16 protein-coding genes are annotated in these 17935 nt (G+C 54.2%); 13 read left to right on the top strand and 3 right to left on the bottom strand.

Annotated elements, in window-relative coordinates:
* Nucleotides 1-64: 64 nt before the first annotated feature.
* From ACFFSY_RS19500 to ACFFSY_RS19475, 6 genes are all read left to right on the top strand, one after another.
* Nucleotides 65-949 (top strand): ABC transporter permease, encoded by an 885-nt coding sequence (locus ACFFSY_RS19500; protein ID WP_377497844.1) that lies wholly within the window; start codon nt 65-67, stop codon nt 947-949.
* A gap of 30 nt (nt 950-979) precedes the next feature.
* Nucleotides 980-1870 carry a carbohydrate ABC transporter permease gene (locus ACFFSY_RS19495; RefSeq protein ID WP_377497112.1) on the top strand — a complete coding sequence of 297 codons (891 nt, stop codon included), beginning with the start codon at nt 980-982 and terminating at the stop codon, nt 1868-1870.
* Between the two features lie 157 nt (nt 1871-2027).
* Nucleotides 2028-3683 carry an extracellular solute-binding protein gene (locus ACFFSY_RS19490; RefSeq protein ID WP_377497110.1) on the top strand — a complete coding sequence of 552 codons (1656 nt, stop codon included), beginning with the start codon at nt 2028-2030 and terminating at the stop codon, nt 3681-3683.
* Nucleotides 3684-3761: 78 nt separating this feature from the next.
* A complete protein-coding gene (locus ACFFSY_RS19485; protein WP_377497108.1) occupies nt 3762-5825 on the top strand; it encodes an alpha-galactosidase in 2064 nt (687 codons plus the stop codon).
* Between the two features lie 294 nt (nt 5826-6119).
* Nucleotides 6120-6686 carry a hypothetical protein gene (locus ACFFSY_RS19480; RefSeq protein WP_377497106.1) on the top strand — a complete coding sequence of 189 codons (567 nt, stop codon included), beginning with the start codon at nt 6120-6122 and terminating at the stop codon, nt 6684-6686.
* A gap of 503 nt (nt 6687-7189) precedes the next feature.
* Nucleotides 7190-9421, top strand: coding sequence for a Calx-beta domain-containing protein (locus ACFFSY_RS19475; RefSeq protein ID WP_377497104.1), 2232 nt, complete (start codon nt 7190-7192; stop codon nt 9419-9421).
* Between the two features lie 105 nt (nt 9422-9526).
* Here the strand turns inward: ACFFSY_RS19475 and ACFFSY_RS19470 are convergent, their stop codons facing one another.
* From ACFFSY_RS19470 to ACFFSY_RS19460, 3 genes are read right to left on the bottom strand one after another with little or no spacing between them, the layout of a single operon-like run.
* Nucleotides 9527-9871, bottom strand: coding sequence for a hypothetical protein (locus ACFFSY_RS19470; protein ID WP_377497102.1), 345 nt, complete (start codon nt 9869-9871; stop codon nt 9527-9529).
* 6 nt (nt 9872-9877) lie between these two features.
* Nucleotides 9878-10309, bottom strand: a complete 432-nt coding sequence (locus ACFFSY_RS19465) for an SHOCT-like domain-containing protein (protein WP_377497100.1) — start codon at nt 10307-10309, stop codon at nt 9878-9880.
* A gap of 13 nt (nt 10310-10322) precedes the next feature.
* Complete coding sequence (locus ACFFSY_RS19460) at nt 10323-10688, bottom strand: DUF2089 domain-containing protein (protein WP_377497098.1); 366 nt, start codon at nt 10686-10688, stop codon at nt 10323-10325.
* A 561-nt stretch (nt 10689-11249) separates the two neighbouring features.
* Between ACFFSY_RS19460 and ACFFSY_RS19455 the strand changes: the two genes are divergently transcribed.
* The 7 genes from ACFFSY_RS19455 to ACFFSY_RS19425 all read left to right on the top strand — a co-directional run bounded on the left by ACFFSY_RS19455 (nt 11250) and on the right by ACFFSY_RS19425 (nt 17900).
* Nucleotides 11250-11471 (top strand): hypothetical protein, encoded by a 222-nt coding sequence (locus ACFFSY_RS19455; protein ID WP_377497096.1) that lies wholly within the window; start codon nt 11250-11252, stop codon nt 11469-11471.
* Between the two features lie 208 nt (nt 11472-11679).
* On the top strand, nt 11680-13389 hold the full coding sequence (locus ACFFSY_RS19450; protein WP_377497094.1) for a hypothetical protein: 1710 nt from the start codon (nt 11680-11682) through the stop codon (nt 13387-13389).
* A gap of 272 nt (nt 13390-13661) precedes the next feature.
* Nucleotides 13662-14237 (top strand): cupin domain-containing protein, encoded by a 576-nt coding sequence (locus tag ACFFSY_RS19445; protein WP_377497093.1) that lies wholly within the window; start codon nt 13662-13664, stop codon nt 14235-14237.
* A gap of 89 nt (nt 14238-14326) precedes the next feature.
* Entirely contained in the window at nt 14327-15187 is an 861-nt protein-coding gene (locus ACFFSY_RS19440; protein WP_377497091.1) for a hypothetical protein, read from the top strand.
* A gap of 216 nt (nt 15188-15403) precedes the next feature.
* Nucleotides 15404-16567 carry an NAD(P)/FAD-dependent oxidoreductase gene (locus tag ACFFSY_RS19435; protein WP_377497089.1) on the top strand — a complete coding sequence of 388 codons (1164 nt, stop codon included), beginning with the start codon at nt 15404-15406 and terminating at the stop codon, nt 16565-16567.
* Nucleotides 16545-16826, top strand: a complete 282-nt coding sequence (locus ACFFSY_RS19430) for a hypothetical protein (protein ID WP_377497087.1) — start codon at nt 16545-16547, stop codon at nt 16824-16826. Before ACFFSY_RS19435 ends, ACFFSY_RS19430 begins: the two co-directional genes overlap by 23 nt.
* 108 nt (nt 16827-16934) lie before the next feature.
* The gene (locus tag ACFFSY_RS19425; RefSeq protein ID WP_377497085.1) at nt 16935-17900 is read left to right on the top strand and encodes an acetylxylan esterase; all 966 of its coding nucleotides are present in this window, start codon (nt 16935-16937) and stop codon (nt 17898-17900) included.
* The last annotated feature ends 35 nt before the right edge of the window (nt 17901-17935 follow it).

The raw sequence follows: 17935 nt of genomic DNA, 5'->3' as shown, positions 1-17935 counted from the left end.
GAAGGCGAAGCTGCCGAAGCGCGACAAAGCCGGGGGAATCGGGAAGCGGCTGCGGCAGCAAAAAATGCTATGGCTGATGATCCTGCCCGCATTCGTCTGCACGTTATTATTCTCGTACGGTCCGCTGTTCGGGCTGTACATGGCCTTCATCAATTACCAGCCGGGCGGTCCGTTCTTGGAATCGTTCTTCCGGAGCGAATTCGTCGGCTTGCAATGGTTCGAGTACTTCTTCACGAACGGCGACTTCTGGATCATCATGCGCAACACGCTCGCGCAGAGCTTGCTCAGCTTGCTGTTCGGCTTCCCGGCGCCGATTCTGCTGGCGCTGGCGATCAACGAGGTGAAGAGCGGGGCGTTCAAGAAGCTGTTCCAGACCGTCTCGTATTTGCCTCACTTCATTTCCTGGGTCATCGCGGCGAACATCATTATCACGCTGTTGTCCTCGGAAGGCTTGGTCAATAAGGTGCTCATGCTGCTGCATCTGACCGACGAGCCGATCGCCTTCTTCCAAAACGGCCACTACTTCTGGTGGATCATCGCATCGTCGAACACCTGGAAGGACATGGGCTTCAACGCGATCATGTATTTGGCGGCGATCGCGTCGATCAATCCCGAGCTGTACGAAGCGGCCAAAGTCGACGGGGCTTCCCGCTTGAAGCAGATGCTCTACGTCACGCTGCCGGCGCTGAAGCCGACGATCGTTATCCTGCTCATCTTGGCGGTCGGCGGGGTGCTGAACGCGGGCTTCGACCAGCAGTATCTGCTGCAGAACGACCTGGTGCTCCAATACTCGGACGTGATCGACACGTACACGTACCGGTACGGCTTGCAGAACAGCATGTTCTCTTATGCATCGGCCGTCGGCTTGTTCAAATCGATCGTCGCCTTCATCTTGGTGCTGACGGTCAACCAAATCGCGAAGAAAGTCAACGATCAGTCGCTCTTCTAAGACTGGCCCGCGAACGAAAGGAAGAGGTTCATGAGAAGCAGAAGCTGGGGGGATGCCGCGTATGCCGGCATCGTGTACGCCTTCTTGATCGCGGTGTTGTTCGCCACGTTCTACCCGTTCTGGAACGTGCTGGTCTTGTCGGTCAACAGCGCGTCCGATACGATTAAGGGCGGGATCTATTTCTGGCCGAGGGAGCTGTCTTTCACCAGTTACCGCGAAATTTTGACCGATCACGAGATTCTGCATTCGGTCTTCGTGACCGTGGCCCGAACGCTCGTCGGGACGCCGCTGACGGTGCTGGTCATCAGCCTGCTGGCGTATCCGCTCAGCAACCGGGAGCTCGTGCTGCGCAAGCCGGTGACGCTGTACTTCATCTTCACGATGTATTTCAGCGGCGGCCTCATTCCGTACTATATGATTCTCAAAGGGCTTAACCTGATCGATACGTTCTGGGTGTTCATCCTGCCCGGACTGATGAATGTCTTCTATATGATTCTGATCCGGACGTTCATCGAAGGGCTGCCGGGCGAGCTGGTCGAATCGGCCAAGATCGACGGCGCGAACGACCTCCATATCTACTTCCGGATTATCCTGCCGCTGTCGATGCCGGTACTCGCGACAATCGCGCTGTTCACGGCAATCGGCCACTGGAACGCCTGGTTCGACTCGTATGTGTTCACGTACAACCCGGATCTAAAGACGCTTCAGGCGGTGCTCGTCAAAATCCTGAATCAGTACCAGACCGGCAGCATGGTGTCCGACGCGCAGAAGATGGCGGACTCCGCCAAGCGGCTGGCCGTCTCGTCCGACACGATCCGAATGGCGGCGACAATGGTGGCGACGCTGCCAATCGTGCTGGTGTATCCGTTCCTCCAACGTTATTTCGTGAAAGGCATGACGCTCGGCGCCGTGAAAAGCTGAGGCGGTGACCATCGCGAAATGGTTGAGAGGGGGAATGCCGGCCGAGCGGCCAACGGACGGACCATAAGCGTGAATGATCGAAGATCGAAGAGGAATCATGCCTTTATAACGCCTGAAGTGGGCTTTTGCACGATTACGAACAAGGGGGATCACGCACATGACCAAAATACGGGTACTATCCGCAGTGGTATCGCTGGCGTTGGCCGGCTCAATGCTGGCGGCATGCGGCAATAATGCAGGCAATAACGCGGGAACGAACGGAGGGAACGCGAACGCGGCAAATAATGGTGCGGCCAGTGACGGAGCGGCCAACGGCGGCGCCAAAGACACGAAGCCATCCGAGCCGATTACGCTGACGTTCTTCGATCAGAATACGGGTGAAGCATTCACGAATCCGGTCGCCCAAGAAATTATGAAGAAGACGGGCGTAAAGGTCGAAATCCAACAGCCAACCGGCAATCCGGCGGAGAAGCTGAACCTGATGCTCGCAAGCGGCGATCTGCCGGACATCATTCTGATGAGCCGCGGCGGCGACCTCGTGAACAAGTACATCGCGGCTGGCGCGATCATTCCGCTGAACGAGCTGCTCGACCAATACGGGCCGGACGTGAAGAGCCAGTACGGCGATATTTTGAAGCAAACCCGTCATACGGACGGTAAAAACTACTATCTGTCCAACTGGTACGGCCTCGACAACGATCCGGTGTTCGGCGTTCAAATGCGCAAGGACATCCTGAAGGAGCTCGCGCCGGACAAAGCCGAGGGCGGCCAGCCGTTCACGACCGAGGAATTCGAAGCGCTGCTGCGGAGCTACAAGGAGAAATATCCGACGGTGGACGGCAAAACGTCGATTCCGCTTACGTTGAACGGGGAGAATATGGGCGCGGTACTCGGCACGTTCAAAGGCATGTGGGGCATGAAAACCTACTACGAAGACAACGGCACCCTGAGATTCGACGTCAAGGATCCGAAGTACCGCGAAATGATGCTATATATGAATAAGCTGTACCGCGACGGCTTGATCGACAAAGAATGGGCAGTCAGCAAGACGCAGACGTGGGAGCAAAAGATCGCCAACGGCATTGTCTTCTCGACGCCGGCCGCGTATTGGGATTTGGGCAACGCCAACGGGGCGCTCAAGAAAGCGGGCGGTGAAGAAAGTCAGCTGTTCGCGTACAAGGTGGTCGCTCCGGGCGTCGATCCGGCGAAGACGACCTACGGTCCGCGCAGCCCGCTCGGCTGGGACGCGATCGCGATCACGAAGAACAACAAGCATCCGGAAGAGACGATGAAATTCATCAACTACCTGGCGAGCGAAGAAGGCCAATACCTGCTCATGTGGGGAATTGAAGGCACGAACTGGGATGTGAAGGACGGAAAGCATGTGCCGCGCGAGGAGCTGTTGAAGGGGTTGAAGGACGACTGGGCGGGAACGACCAAGTCGACCGGCGTCCGGTATTGGACGTGGTTCGTGAAGAACGGCGCTCACCCCGACGGCACGCCGTATGACATCGCCCGCTACAACCGCGGCGAAGTCGATCAGATGGCGATCAAGAACCTGCTCGATTCCGTCTGGGACACGTCGCCGTACGACAACCTCGGACCGGAAGGCGGCACGCCGGTATCGCTCAATTACCAGAAAATTACGGACATCATGAAGCAATCGCTGACGAAGATCATCATCGCCGGCAGCGAAGCGGAAGCCAATGCCGGGTTCGACGCGATGCTCGCGGCCATGAAGGCGGCCGGCGACGAGAAGGTGGAAGCGGTCATCACCGACAATTACAACAAGCGCTTGGAGCTGTGGAAATAAGAGATTGGCAAGATGGGGGCTCAAGGAACTGCTTGGCCCCTTTCTTATGCCCGTAAACGGAAGAGGAGGCGAAATGAAGTGAGCAATGATGTGCGGTATGCGGGGATTCGGATAGTGACGGAACCGGAAGGTATTACGGTGGACAATGGCATCGTACAGGTGGTAATACGCTTAACGGATGGCGCTTACGATTTGATTTGGCGGAATGGAGATCGGATTGAAGGCGCTCAAGGGCAAGTCAAGTTAGGGGGCACGACGAGGAGCACGAAAGATTATCCGCATCGCAAGGCGAGCGTCGAAGAGGCGAACGATGCGCTGGGGCGTGGGACGACGGTGACGGTGCTACATGAAGAAGCGGGTTATCCGGCGCTTGCCGAACGTTACACAGTGTACGAACTTGCGCCGTTCGTGACGGTTCGGATCGCTGCGATCGGCAGCGGGGCGGAAGTGAGAACGAATTACATGGCGCCGCTTGTCGCATTGCACGACAAAGGCGGTTCGGTGCGGATTGCCCGCGGGGGAGAACAGCTGCGGGCAATTCGCGTCCCTTTCGATAACGACAAGTGGGTACGGTATGAAACGATGCTGCTGCCCGGCGCAATCGAAAGCTATGAGGCATCCGCGATTTACGCGCCGGAATCAAGACGCGGTCTCGTTATCGGTTCATTGACACACGATACGTGGAAAACAGGCATATGCATCGCGGCCGATGCCGGGGTTGCGGGCGAACCTATCGGACTTGCGGCGTACGGCGGCGCGGCGGGAGAATTGACGCGAGATACCATTTTGCACGGCGAGGTAGCCGGTGATAAGGTGGAGTCTCCGCTTGTGTTCGTCGGCTCCTATGCCGATTACCGCCACGGTCTGGAAGCCTTCGCGCAGGCTAACGCGAAGCTCGAACCGGCGCTTGCTTGGCCAGGCGGCGTTCCGTTCGGTTGGAACAGCTGGTCGGCCGCGGCGGATAAGCTGGACTATGAACTATACGTATCGACATCGGATTTTCTGCGGACGCTGCAACCGTTCGGCTTCCACAACGATAGCATCGTCTACATCAACTTCGACTCCTTCTGGACCAGCTTGACGGAGGCGCAGCTGCAGGATGCGGTCGCCCATGTGCAGGCGAATGGACAGAAAGCGGGGATTTACTGGACGCCATTCACGTTCTGGGGGTATGATGCGGAGCAGATTGTAGAGGGAACGGACGGCGCTTATACGTATGGCGACATCCTGCTTCGCGACCGGGAAGGCCAGGTGCTGCCTAGTCTTGACGGTGGGTTGTCCATCGACCCGACGCACCCAGGCAACCTGCTGCGGACGGAATATCACCTCAGCCGATTCGTCGCTTGGGGCTTCGAATACGTGAAGCTGGATTTCCTCGGTCATGGTGCGGTGGAGGGGGAACACTACGATCCGGCGATTCGAACCGGCATTCAAGCCTACAATCTTGGCATGGCGGTCATTCGCGACCGGCTCGCGCAGGAGCGAATTGGGCGACCGTTGCATATCAATCTCTCGATTGCGCCGCTGTTCCCATATCAATACGGGCACAGCCGCCGTATCTCCTGCGATGCGTTCGGACTGATCGGAGACACCGAATACATGTTAAATTCGCTCACGTATGGCTGGTGGATGAGTGATGCGCTGTACCGGTACAACGATCCGGATCATACGGTGCTGTACAAGAGCTTCAATCAGGAAGCGACGGCATATCACGAAGGGCGCAGCCGGTTGACGGCCTCGGTCATCGCTGGCACTGTTCTTCTGCTCGGGGATGATTACCGCAGCGAAGAAGCGCGGAAGCGGGCGAAGGCATGGCTGGGCAACGAAGAGGTGCTGCAGCTGGCCCGGTTGGGGCGGACTTTCGTGCCGGTCGAAGGAGATTCCGCTGCCGGCGCGGCGGAAGTCTTTGCGCTGCATAGCGTTGAAGAAGATGCCCGTATCAGCTATGTCGCCGTGTTTAACTACGACCGTGAACGGGAGACGACTAAGAAGATTTCGTTCGATCGGCTCGGATTGCCGGATAAGCTGGAGAGCTGCAGAGTACGAGAGCTGTGGTCCGGCGAAGAGTGGATCGCTACAGGCGAGCTGCGCATCTCGCTTGAAGCGATGGAAGCCAAGCTGATACGGATCGAAGTGGGATAACGAAGCAGGCAGGGGCCAATAGGTAAGGGAAAGGTCTTGTGCTAGTGATCCGACTTACCAATACTGGTTTACAATTCCACATACGCTTGATATAAGTAGATTGTGATGCGCTTTACCTGCGAAATCGTAGTTTAATAATTTGATCGGTTGGCTGGCTATCGGGGTTCTTTAATGTCTCATTCACCGACCGCAGCTACAATCAGCGCTAAGCTTCTCGCGTGGAAACTGCGCCAGCTGAGCGTTCGAACACACTACTTTCAGATGATGTAAGTGAAGTGAGAGAGGGCAAATGAAATGAAAAAAGCAATCTACCTCTTATTGCTCGGACTTGTGGTGTTATCGGTAACGGCTTGTACAGAGAAAGTTCAAGAGGGGGGTCCCAGCCAATTAGAAACCTATTTTACTTCACTTGATGAGTTAACATCGAGAGCAAACGATATCGTCGAAGTCGATATCCTGGATCAACAGGAAACGGTCGAATACGGCGGTGTCGTATTTACGATTTCTGCAGCGAAAGTCATTTCAGCACAAAAGGGCAACTTAACTCCCGATGCTGTTATTAAAGTGCTAGAAACGGGCGGGGTGATGTCCGATGGCCAAGAATTTAAATTCAACGGTATCCCAGTTGCCAAGAAAAAGGATAAATTGTTCCTATTTCTCGAAGCATACAAAGGACCAATCACGCAAGATGCCTACGTTCCAATTGGCGTCTATCAGGGGAAATTCAAAGTCGAAAAGGACGAAGTCATTCAGCTGGCACCATCCGAGGAGAAATTGAAAGATTACAAACCGGTGAAAAAAGAAGAATTCAAAACAAAAATTAAGGAAAAAATAATAAATAAAGACGCGGCTGCAAAGTAGAGGCGACAATTCAGATGACCTGACGGAGTAAAATTCGGAAGGTCATTTTTTTGTACCTCGATCTCGTAAATTTCGTGAAACCTGTTGCGCTTTTCGAAAAGTGTGCCATAATAGATACGAAACGTATCAAACTTCGTGTTCACCTCGCAAACAACCCGCGATTCGCGATTGTTCTCGTTTGTCTTCCGTCGTTCGTTCTCCAGCCAGATAGATCCTACGTATACCATCGCTTGTTCATTCTTAAGGTCCTCGGCTTTTGCTCGCTTGCCCGCATGATCCTCTCGATTCGTGTGACCTTCAATTCTTCTTCGATTCCCTAGCGCTGCAACCTTTATCCACTCCTTTATGAACGTGTCCTTCTTTTTGCTGTGCCTTTTTTCCTGTGCAAAATTCGTCGTATCGCCCCTATGAAAGGAGGTGGTGCTTGTTCGGAGCACCCATTATGCATACCGTGTTGTCGTTGTTTGTTTAATTTCTTCGAAATGAATGGAGGAGCATGACTCATGCATCGGTTACCCCTGATTAAACTTCGCGGCACGATTACCCGCAAGTTCGGCACCGCTATACTGGCGGCGTCTCTTGTCCTGCCGGCGTTCGCCTCGGCGGCGAACGCGGATGAGGCAAACGGACAATTTTCGTTCGAACTCGGCGATTACCAGACCGCGGAGAACAACGGATCCGTCGCGCTGACGATCAACCGCATTGGCGGTGCGACGGGAGAGGCGACGGTCGATTTCTGGACGGAAGACAACTCCGCTTCGGCCGACTATGATTATTACAGCAATTACGGCACCCTGACGTTCGCGGAAGGCGAGACGAGCAAGACCGTCTATGTGGACATCATTAACGACGCTGATCCGGAAGGCGACGAAAGCCTGCTTGTTCGTCTGGGCAATCCTACCGGCGGCGCATCGCTCGGGGAGATTTCGACCGCATACATAAGCATTGCGGATGACGATAACTGGCTGCCCGACGGACCGGGCGTATTCTCCTTCCAAGCTAGCACGTATACCGTGAACGAGAATGCCGGTTACGCGAAGGTCGAAGTCTTACGCACCGATGGATCGAACGGCTATGTGACCGTCGATTATACGACCCGGAGCGGTTCGGCCGAGGCAGGCAAAGACTATACCGAGACAACGGGCACGCTAACGTTCCAAACTGGCGAAACGTATGCGTATATCGAAATTCCGGTCCTTAACGATATTCGCTTCGAGAATCCGGAGAATTTCACCGTCGAATTGTACAATGCGACGGGGGATGCCGGGATTCGCGGCGGCACGACGACGGTTACGATCAACAGCGACGATCCGGACGTGCCTTACAATCCAGGCGTGTTCGAATTCGCGGTGGCGGAGACCGAGGTGAACGAGAATACGCCAGATGAAGGCGTATGGTTCGATGTTACGCGGACGAACGGATCGGACGGCTATGTCCAGCTCGATCTCACCTTCGACAACGGCACGGCCAACAACGGCTGGGACTTTGAAGGCTACAATGAAACGCTCCTCTTCCAGCCGGGCGAAACGACGAAGACCGTCTATGCCAGAATATACGACGACCCGGATTCCGAAGGCAGCGAATATTTCACTGCGACGCTCAGCAATCCGACCAATGATGCGACGCTCGGTCCGAACGCGACGACCAAAATCCGCATTCTCGACGATGAGCCTCATACGCCGAAATACGGAGCTTTCGAAATCAGGGAGCTGTCGACGCCATTCCGTGAAGACGCCGGCCAAATGTATGTGAATGTCTACCGCAACGGCGGCTCCGACAGTTACGCAACGGTTGACTATACGATCACGGGCGGTACCGCTTCGGGTCAGGCGACCGAAGGCTCCGATTATACGGGCACAAGCGGTACGCTTGTATTCCTTCGGGACGTCGACTTTCAGAACCTCTACATTCCGATTCTCGATGACCGGCGGTATGAAGGGAACGAGACGCTCACGATCACGCTGTCGAATCCGACTGGCGGCGCGACGATCCAGGCGGGAGGTCCTGTGACCCGCACGATCGAAGATAACGATCCGCAGCCTGAGCATCCGGGCGTGCTTCAATTCGAAGGGGCCGAGTACTTCGTGAACGAGGGAGATGGCTTCATCGACATCACCGTGCAGCGCGATAGTGGCACCGATGGCGAAGTCGCAGTCGATTACGAGGTAGAGAACGGCAGCGCGACCGGCGGGGAGGATTTCGAGACGATCAAGGGCACCTTGGTGTTCGGCCCCGAGCTTCGCTACAAGTCGATTCGGATTCCGATCCATAACGATACGGCAGTCGAAGAAGACGAAGCGTTCGCGGTGCATCTCATGAATGCGAGCGGCGGCGCCTCGCTCGGTGAGCGAGCTTCGGCGCTCGTGACGATTCAAGACAATGACGCGCCGGTACCTAGCCAAATCCAAGTGGAGAAGGCCGGAATTGACGCAATGGAAGAGAGCGGCTCCGTCAAGATTAACGTTATCCGCACGGGCAACACGGCGACGGCGGCTTCCGTGAATTACCGGACGGAGAATCTGATTGCCAAGGCCGGCGTCGATTATGTCGCGGCTACCGGCACGCTGCATTTCGCACCGGGGGAAACCAAGAAGACCGTGACCGTAACGTTGAAGGACGATGCTCTAATCGAATACGTGGAAAACTTCCTCTTTATTCTGTCTGGGCCGTCCCAAGGCGCTACGCTCGGCGTGTCCAAAGCGTACATTTATATTACGGAACGAGACTTCTATTAGAATACCGCTTTTCGGGGGAAACTGATCAACCTATCCCACGGGACAGAGACAGCTTCAACGCTAATGTTGAAGCTGTTTTTGTTATGATTTGTAGTCGAAAGTGGCCTACAACGTAATCAACACATTCGTGCCGTCTTTTGATTGGACATCGACCAGCACCGTTCCTTTGCATCGCTGCAGCTCATTGATGAGCTGTCTGATCACTTGCTTCGTATTTCGGTTCTCAAGAATCGATAGCGCCAGTTCAATTCCGAACCGGCTGCTGTCCGTCTCGATATCATGCTTGCGGCTCGATTGCCCATCCGTTTGTCCGCTGTGGTCACTTAGCCAAACCTTCATTTTGCGCTGGACTACGTTGGAGGTCAGGATACCGCTCCCCAGGCGCAATAGGGTATAAGGGACCGGTATTGTAAAGGCGCGCTCCTTACTCTTAACTTTCACAATCATCATGACCGATCACTCAATCACGACGGAGACGGTATCCTTCTCACCGGAGCGGATGTCAACGATTTGCCCGTCGAGCTCGTTCTCGATGGCATCGATCAGCAGGTCGATATCGATATCCTTCACATATTTCGCAGCCTGCGGTATATTGGACGCGATGCTGTGTCCCGCTCCGAGAACAGCCTTCACCAGTTTAATCGGCAAATTGATGCTGACATTATCATTTTCTTGGGATGTTACCCGGATTTTCAACGTTTTGTCTAGATAACCGCCGGGGGAAGAGGGCAGTCTCTTTGAATAGTCGGGTCTCCCCATTACCTGAACGGCTTGCGATGAGTGTGCGGATTGCTTCTCCTTAAGCGCGTCAATCAACTCCGAAGCTTTGTCGGAATCAATTTTGCCTTCCTGCATCATGGACAGCACTTTGCTGATTTCTTCTTTCATCGTTCCTTCCTCCTTATTCACCTTTTAGCATTTTGACCGCCTCATCTGCGGATATCTCGCCATTCTCCAGCATGGCGATGATCTTCTTCTCATCGACTTCCGGTTTCTTCCGCGTATCGTATCCGAGGGCTGTAATGATGTCGTTGAGCTTCCCGCGCACCGTCGGGTAAGATATGCCTAGCTCCTTCTCCACTTCTTTGATGTTGCCTCTGCTCACGAGAAAGGTGATGACAAAATGGAGCTGTTCGGGGGAGAGTAGAGCCAGCTTTGATAATTCGAAGGTGTTCTCGATCGTCGTTCGGCAGTGCCCGCATTCCAGCTTGACGGCGTGCAACGCATGGTCACAAACCGGACATTGGGTAAGGATGGGATATTTCATACTCTACTCCTTTCTTGAATGAATTATAAATCAAATTATTGAATTGGTAAATCCATAAAAATTAACTTTATTTATTCCTAAATTAAATAATTTAATAAGAATGGCTCTTGAAGCAAAGGTATTGAATTTGATGATTCAAATTAAAAAAAGTAGCCCTGAATGAGAATCTTGTAGTATTGGATTGCCTTACTAAGATAGTTACATCCCACATGATCGATTGTGATTATTTATGACATTAAATATATAGATCGTTAATGTGATTAAATACATGGACCGCGTAAGTTCCCCGTTTTTAATGTCATTAATTATTCTGCAACTCATTTGAATAGCAGATCCTTATTCGGCGGTCAGTAAAGCAGAATCTCTTCTACATCCAATGGCGTTACTGAGTTTGTATCTAGGGGGCTATCCAGCGGCATGGATCCATCGCGGTACAGGCAATCGTCAACACGTGCATCGATTGTGCCAATCAAGCCATCTATTCATAGTAGCTGTTAATCGGCAGACATTGTATATGGCGGTAGCAAGGAATGGCACGCAGCTCACAATTAGGGGGTTAAGATGTCGTATCGTTACATGGGAAAATGGACGAAAGGCCGGTTGGACCCGGTTCTCCAGCACCAGACTGGAATAGCGCTCGATCAAAATGGGTTTGCGCGCGCCATTGCCATTGACAAAGACGGCCGCATCGCCATTCTCGATTGCAACAACCATCGCATCCAGTTCTTCGACCAGGAGATGAAAGCCCCCGAGGAGCTGCGCCTCGATACACTCGACGATTGAGAAGCATCTTATCCGCAAGCGTTCGCGCTCGATTCTCACGGCAATCCATTCGTAATTGCCGACGATGCGGTGTTCAAATATGCACGTTGCTGAGCACTTCGTTTACATCAAATTCACATGGGAGAACGTTCGAGCGGTTGAAACCATATCGTATCGTCTGCGTTATACTCCTAACTAGCACCATATATAACGCTTCTGGGGGGATGACATGTTTTTCTGGTTTATCGTGTTCACCATCGCATCGCTGCTGCTGACGCCGTCATTGTGGATGAAGCGACTTTATGGTTGGCAGGCGGTGAAGCTGCTGCTGGCCTTCGTGTACGGCGGTCTCATTGTCGGTTATTTGTCGCTTATGGATCAAACAGTGAGCGCGGTCGTCATGCAGCTGACGTTCATGTATCCGATCATTCTGACACTGGATCTGCTGATGCTGATGACAGGCGGCCAGGCGCGATCAAGCAAGAAAGGCGCGAAGGCAGGCGCTGGCCAATGGGCGCTTATCGGGTACAGCGCCGCAGGAATACTGTTCTTAACATGGCTCGGGCTTGCCGTGATTTATCCGCTGTTCGTCAAGGATGACCTTTATCAGATCGTGCAGGCGAAAGAAACCTCGGAGAAGATCGCGGCTACCGATATTCAGCATATTCCAACCGTGCCGAAGGAAACAGCCGGCTACGTGGCGGATAAACTGATCGGCGGGATTCCGAAAGCCTCCTATTATCAGCTCGGCGAGCTGACTAGACAGAAGATCGGCGGCGAGGAATTCTGGCTGGCTCCGATCGAGTACAAAGGGTTTTTCGAATCCTGGAACGCCAAATCGCTGCCGGGCTTCATTAAAGTCAGCGCGGAAGACAAGGATCAGCCGGCGGAATTCGTCGATCGGGAGAGCTTCACATACTCGCCATCGGCGTATTTCGGCCATGATCTGATGCGCAAAGTGCGCAGCCAATACCCAAGAGACATCCTACGTTTCGCCGGCTTCGAGCCGGACGAGAACGAGAAGCCGTACTGGATCGTCGCTTACGGCCATTACAACAATTTCCGGAGCGGCTTCAAGCTGGATGGCGCGATCATCGTGGACGCCAAGACAGGCGCGATGGCTAAGTACAGCTTAGGCGAGCTGCCGGATTTCGTGGATTTCGCCGTTCCTGCGAGCGTCGCATTCGACTACAACGTATGGCATGGCAAGTATAAGCATGGCTGGTGGAATACGCTGTTCGGCAAGAAAGACATCTATGAGGTGACGGAATGGGATACCGGCGAAGAAGTGATTGGTTTGTTCGGCCCGGATAACCAAATGTACTGGTTCACCGATCATACGACGCGCGGTACGAACTCCATGGTGGGCTATACGCTGATGAACGGACGTACGGGGGAATACACGTATTATACCGGCACCAAAGGAATGTCCGACGGCAAAGCCGCAATTGAAGCGGTGAACAACACCTTCCTGAAGGATGCGTGGACGGGGACGAACTCGATTCTATACAACATCTACGGCGAGGAAGCCTGGTACATCCCGGTCATCGATACGAAAGGCGTCCTTCGCAAAATCGCGATCGTGAACGCGCGCAATACGCAGATCGTCGCTTACGGCGACTCCAAGCAAAACGCCTTTAACAGCTACAAGGTGCGCATGGCCGCAAGCAAGAACGGGACGAATGAAGCGCCAACCGACATCGCGAATAAGAAAGAAATTACCGGCAAAGTGCTACGGCTCGGCGAGCTGACCGTCGAGAACATTACGCTGATCCAGATTTTGCTCGAGGGCAGCGACAAAGTATATATGGCCAATCCGCAGGCCATTGTCTATGCGCCTTTCCTGAAGGAAGGCGATACCGTACGCCTGACGTATACGGATACGGAAGAGCAGATCGTATCCATTGATCAGCTTTACAATGTGACGCTCGGCAAGTAAGCAGCGCCACGTGCAGGGGGCTAGCCCGCTTCGTCCATGACGACAGAGGGTTAGCCCCTTGTTGGCGTTTCGACACGGCTTGCCGAAGCCTATCCTGGCATTTATTCGCGTTTCAGAGAAGGAGGGATCATCAAGCATCCGAATCCGAGCGTGTTTCGCCGAATTAGAAGCTGCGAGCGGGCTTACGCGAATAACAAGTAACGGCGTGAATACATTTCTACAGATGCCGTGCTTCAGGCTTCCATTCGCGCAGGAAAGGTCGGATCGAATAGATGACAACCGAAGGTGTGACGAACAAGGGTTCGATGCAGCCGGTTAATTTGTCCTTTGACCTAAGTTCATCGCCATATTTTGTCAAGGACAACCGGAACTACATTCTTTATCAAACGTCGAATCAGTTTCCGCCCATGCAAAATTTGAGCTTGGTCGAAGTGAGATTAAGTAAAGGACATAGCGTAGAGCCTCATTGGCACCCCAATGCGAATGAACTGTTGTATGTTGCGGATGGAGAGATCGTCGAAGAGATTTTCAATCCCGACGCTCAGCAAGTGCTGCGTTATCGGCTCTGTCCGGGGCAAACGGTGTATATTCCGACGGGTTGGTGGCATTGGACCATCGCGGTCGCGGAACAATCCCGCCTTGTGGTCACATTCGATAATCGCGAGTTCGAGTCGGTGTTCGGATCCGATATTTTGAGGAAGACGCCGCCTGAGGTCATGCAGGCCGTGTACGGCGTCAATGCCGCGGCATGGAAAGAAGTCATTGCGCCAATCACGAATACGGTGATCATCGGGCCGCCCGACGATGGCGGGATTCGATGGCGCATTGGAAGCAAAGGGTCACCGTGAGGGTGACTTTTTTGCTGGAAATAATAGTATGAACTGCGTTCATTCATGGAAACCTAACTGGCATATCCGTACGGAAAGGAATTGGACGCATGCCGAATATGGCGTGGTACTACGGTTTAATCGCGATTGGTATCATTATTACCGCGTTTGCCTTGCGCCGCAGGAGGAATTTGGCCGATTGGTTGACGTACTTCTTGTTCACGACGGCATGCTCATGGGTCGGGGAATCGTTCATCCTGTTCGTTTTTCATGGTTACGACTATAAGCCGGGAATCTACCGGGATCTGTTCGCCAATAATATTCTCGGTCATATTATTGCCAACTCCTCCTACTGGGCGGCAACCGCGGTAGCAGTCATGTATTATCGGACGCCTGCCCGTTGGATCGGCGTATTCTCCCTCGGATTTATGCTGACGGAAGTGTTATTCGTACGCGCTGGTATTTATGAGCAGCATTGGTGGCGTACGTGGATGACCGGCATATGCGCCTTTGCATTCATGCTGCTCATGAAGATGTGGTATATCCTGCTGCAAAATCGCACCTTCGCATTCCCTCGAATTGCCGTATTCTGGACGATCGCCTGGATCATGCTGCAGACGCCGACAAGCGTGCTGATGCTGTTCGACAAGCAGTTTTTTCGGGTCCACTGGGTGGAGAACGCCTACCGGGATAGCACGTTGTTCACCGGCTTCGTCTATCATGTCTTCATGGCCTCCGCGGTTCTCTTGTTCATGTACGTGCCGAAGGGATGGTATTGGAGACTGGTTCCATTCGTCATGCTGGCTACGACGGATACTGTCTTGTTCCATATGGGGATTCTTCAGATCGCCGGCAATTGGAACTTGATCGACTTGATCAGCATCCGGGCCATCACCTTGGCCGTCATTTACTTGTTGGAGCATTACTCGCTTCGGGAGGAGCGGGTTGAGGGCCAAGAGACGGCAAGATAGCCGGCGCGGTCGCGGTAACCGCCGAGTATGGACAAGTCCTACCGCAGGGATTACAAGATAGCCGGCGCGGCCGCGGTAACCGCTTAGGCCGGACGAGTTTTGCCCAGGTGGTCAAACCGGCAGGCAGCGGTCGAACAAGAGACCGGCTGCCTTTTTCTATTTGACCGGGATCTCGTTATAATGGGAGGAGCGTGCAGAGAAAGGAATGAACTCACCATGAAAGTTATAGTCATTGGGGCGGGTATCGCCGGCGCGTCTACCGCCTACCAATTGGCCAAGCTGGGCGCGGACGTCATCGTCATCGATCGCAAAGACGCGGGACAGGCTACGGATGCCGCAGCCGGCATTATTTGTCCCTGGTTATCGCAGCGACGCAACCAAGCGTGGTATAGATTAGCTAAAGCGGGGGCGCGTTATTATCCGCAATTGATTCAAGAGCTGGAGGGCGAGGGTGAAACCGAGACCGGCTATGCCAAGGTCGGGGCGCTGAATATCCACCACGATGCGGACAAGCTGAGCAAAATGGAGGAGCGGGCCGCGTCGCGCAAAGAAGACGCCCCCGAAATCGAAACGATCGCACGGCTGGACGAGCGTCAGACTCGCGAACGATTTCCGCTGCTTGCGGAAGGGTTCGCTTCCGTGCACATAAGCGGCGCTGCCCGCGTAGACGGTCGTGAGCTGCGCGAGGCGCTGCTTCGTTCCGCGCAGCGCAGCGGCGCGAAGATGATTCGCGGCGATGCCAAGCTCGACTATCGATCCGGTCGCGTAGTCGGCGCTACGGTGGAGAATGTCCACTACGCCGCGGACAAGGTAATCGTCTGCGCGGGCGCTTGGGCGGGCGAGCTGCTGCGGCCCCTCGGTATCGAGTTCCAGGTCCGGCATCAGAAGGCGCAAATTATGCACGTGCAGGTGGAGGATGACGCGCGGGATACAGGCAGATGGCCGGTCGTCATACCGCCTACCGATCAGTACCTGCTCGCCTTCGAGCATGGGCGGATCGTCATCGGGGCGACGCACGAGAACGACGCTGAAGATTACGATACGCGGGCAACGCCTGGGGGCATGCACGAGATTTTGAACAAAGGGCTGCCTCTCGCGCCGCCGCTGGCAGGGAGCACCTTCATGGAAATGAGAGTGGGCTTCCGCCCGTTTACCGCGGATTTCCTGCCGGTTGTAGGCAGCGTGCCGGGGTGGGAGGGACTGTTCGCGGCTAATGGGCTTGGCGCATCCGGCTTGACGGTGGGGCCCTATATAGGGAGCCAATTGGCGAAGCTCGCGTTAGGGCTGGAACTTGAGATCGATCCCGCGGATTACAGCATAAGCAAAGCCATTTCACGCACGAGCGAAGGGACTATCGATGGAGAACTTGAACCGAATTAATATATTCCGCTATTTTAAATACTTTGCGATTCCCGTCTTAATCCTCCTGATCGCGGGTACGTTCTATCTTCAATCGAAGACGAATCAGACCACGAAAGCAATCGAGACTTATTTTGCCGACTGCACCGATGCCGTAATTGTAGGCGCGCCGGCGAATCCGTCTACGGTCAGCGTTTGCGGCAAAACCTATACGGTTTCCCTTCGCGATCGTTGGAATCCTTTCAAGCAGGTGACTGTCCGAGAGAGCGTCAAGCAGTAATTATGCTTGTTGAAGTTTGAGCGTCCTGTCGTAGTCTGGCAGGAAATCCGTCTTTTGGCGTGGAAATGGAAGGTAGTCTCATCAAACGCTATTGAGGAGGATCGCTTAATGGGTTATTTGGAATCAGCAACGGAATCGTTATTTACGTATTTCCCGAAGCTGACGCGGAAAGACGGTTTTGACGCGTTCTGGGTGGAGACGATCCAAGCCGCCAGGGCGGTGCCGCTCCGTCCTGTCGTAAGCGAAGTTCCCTATCCGGCGAAGCAGGCGCGCGTCTATGATATTCAGTTCTGCGGGATGGACGAGACGCCGATTCACGGCTGGTTTATTGTGCCGACGTTCTTGAACCAAACGCAATACCCGTGCCTCATTCATTTCCACGGTTTCTCGGGCAGCCGGGGAGAGCCGTCCGAGCTTATGCATTGGGTCATGATGGGATTCGCGGTCCTATCCGTCGACTGCCGCGATCAAGGCGGCAAGACCGGCAGCCGCGCCGCGACGACGAGCGGATTCTCCATGAACGTTGCAAGCCGCGGCGTACATAACAAATATGAATACTACTATCGGTACGTGTACATGGACTGCATGAAGGCGATCGATTTCGCTTGTTCGCGGGACGAGGTGGACGCGTCGAGAATCGTCGTGGAAGGCGGCAGTCAAGGCGGCGCGCTCGCGATGGCGATGGCGGCGCTGGACGACCGTCCGAAGGTCGCGCTCGTTGATGTCCCGAGCAACAGCAATCTTGCGCGGCGGGTGGAAGGGCTGCACGGCGCCTTCGCCAGCGTCGCGGAATACGTCAAGCGTCATCCGGAGCAGCTGGATCTGGTGATGGACCAGCTTAGCTACTTCGACACGATGAACATGGCGGAACGGATTACATGCCGCGTGTTAGCTTCGGTCGCGATGAAGGATGAGGTATGTCCGCCGGAGATGTATTTCGCCACCTACAACCGCATTCCCGGCGAGAAGGAAATTCGGATTTATCCGTTCAACGGCCATGAAGGCGGCGGCGCGTTCCAGACCGAGGAGAAGCTTCGTTTCCTTGAGAAGTGGTGCGGGGATTGGTTCGAATAGAGCGTCAATCTGGTTTCATGAGGTAATCGCTTGAA

The organism is Paenibacillus aurantiacus (assembly GCF_042431225.1).
Taxonomy (GTDB): domain Bacteria; phylum Bacillota; class Bacilli; order Paenibacillales; family Paenibacillaceae; genus Paenibacillus_Z; species Paenibacillus_Z aurantiacus.
The sequence above is the reverse complement of the archived record's forward strand: the minus strand, read 5'-3'. Positions and strand labels throughout refer to the sequence as shown.

Excerpts from the sequence above, each read along its gene's own strand:
- ACFFSY_RS19500 (WP_377497844.1), top strand. The coding sequence starts at position 65 with ATGCTATGGCTGATGATCCTGCCCGCATTCGTCTGCACGTTATTATTC.
- ACFFSY_RS19495 (WP_377497112.1), top strand. The coding sequence starts at position 980 with ATGAGAAGCAGAAGCTGGGGGGATGCCGCGTATGCCGGCATCGTGTAC.
- ACFFSY_RS19490 (WP_377497110.1), top strand. The coding sequence starts at position 2,028 with ATGACCAAAATACGGGTACTATCCGCAGTGGTATCGCTGGCGTTGGCC.
- ACFFSY_RS19480 (WP_377497106.1), top strand. The coding sequence starts at position 6,120 with ATGAAAAAAGCAATCTACCTCTTATTGCTCGGACTTGTGGTGTTATCG.
- ACFFSY_RS19475 (WP_377497104.1), top strand. The coding sequence starts at position 7,190 with ATGCATCGGTTACCCCTGATTAAACTTCGCGGCACGATTACCCGCAAG.
- ACFFSY_RS19470 (WP_377497102.1), bottom strand. The coding sequence starts at position 9,871 with ATGATGATTGTGAAAGTTAAGAGTAAGGAGCGCGCCTTTACAATACCG.
- ACFFSY_RS19465 (WP_377497100.1), bottom strand. The coding sequence starts at position 10,309 with ATGAAAGAAGAAATCAGCAAAGTGCTGTCCATGATGCAGGAAGGCAAA.
- ACFFSY_RS19460 (WP_377497098.1), bottom strand. The coding sequence starts at position 10,688 with ATGAAATATCCCATCCTTACCCAATGTCCGGTTTGTGACCATGCGTTG.
- ACFFSY_RS19455 (WP_377497096.1), top strand. The coding sequence starts at position 11,250 with ATGTCGTATCGTTACATGGGAAAATGGACGAAAGGCCGGTTGGACCCG.
- ACFFSY_RS19450 (WP_377497094.1), top strand. The coding sequence starts at position 11,680 with ATGTTTTTCTGGTTTATCGTGTTCACCATCGCATCGCTGCTGCTGACG.
- ACFFSY_RS19445 (WP_377497093.1), top strand. The coding sequence starts at position 13,662 with ATGACAACCGAAGGTGTGACGAACAAGGGTTCGATGCAGCCGGTTAAT.
- ACFFSY_RS19440 (WP_377497091.1), top strand. The coding sequence starts at position 14,327 with ATGCCGAATATGGCGTGGTACTACGGTTTAATCGCGATTGGTATCATT.
- ACFFSY_RS19435 (WP_377497089.1), top strand. The coding sequence starts at position 15,404 with ATGAAAGTTATAGTCATTGGGGCGGGTATCGCCGGCGCGTCTACCGCC.
- ACFFSY_RS19430 (WP_377497087.1), top strand. The coding sequence starts at position 16,545 with ATGGAGAACTTGAACCGAATTAATATATTCCGCTATTTTAAATACTTT.
- ACFFSY_RS19425 (WP_377497085.1), top strand. The coding sequence starts at position 16,935 with ATGGGTTATTTGGAATCAGCAACGGAATCGTTATTTACGTATTTCCCG.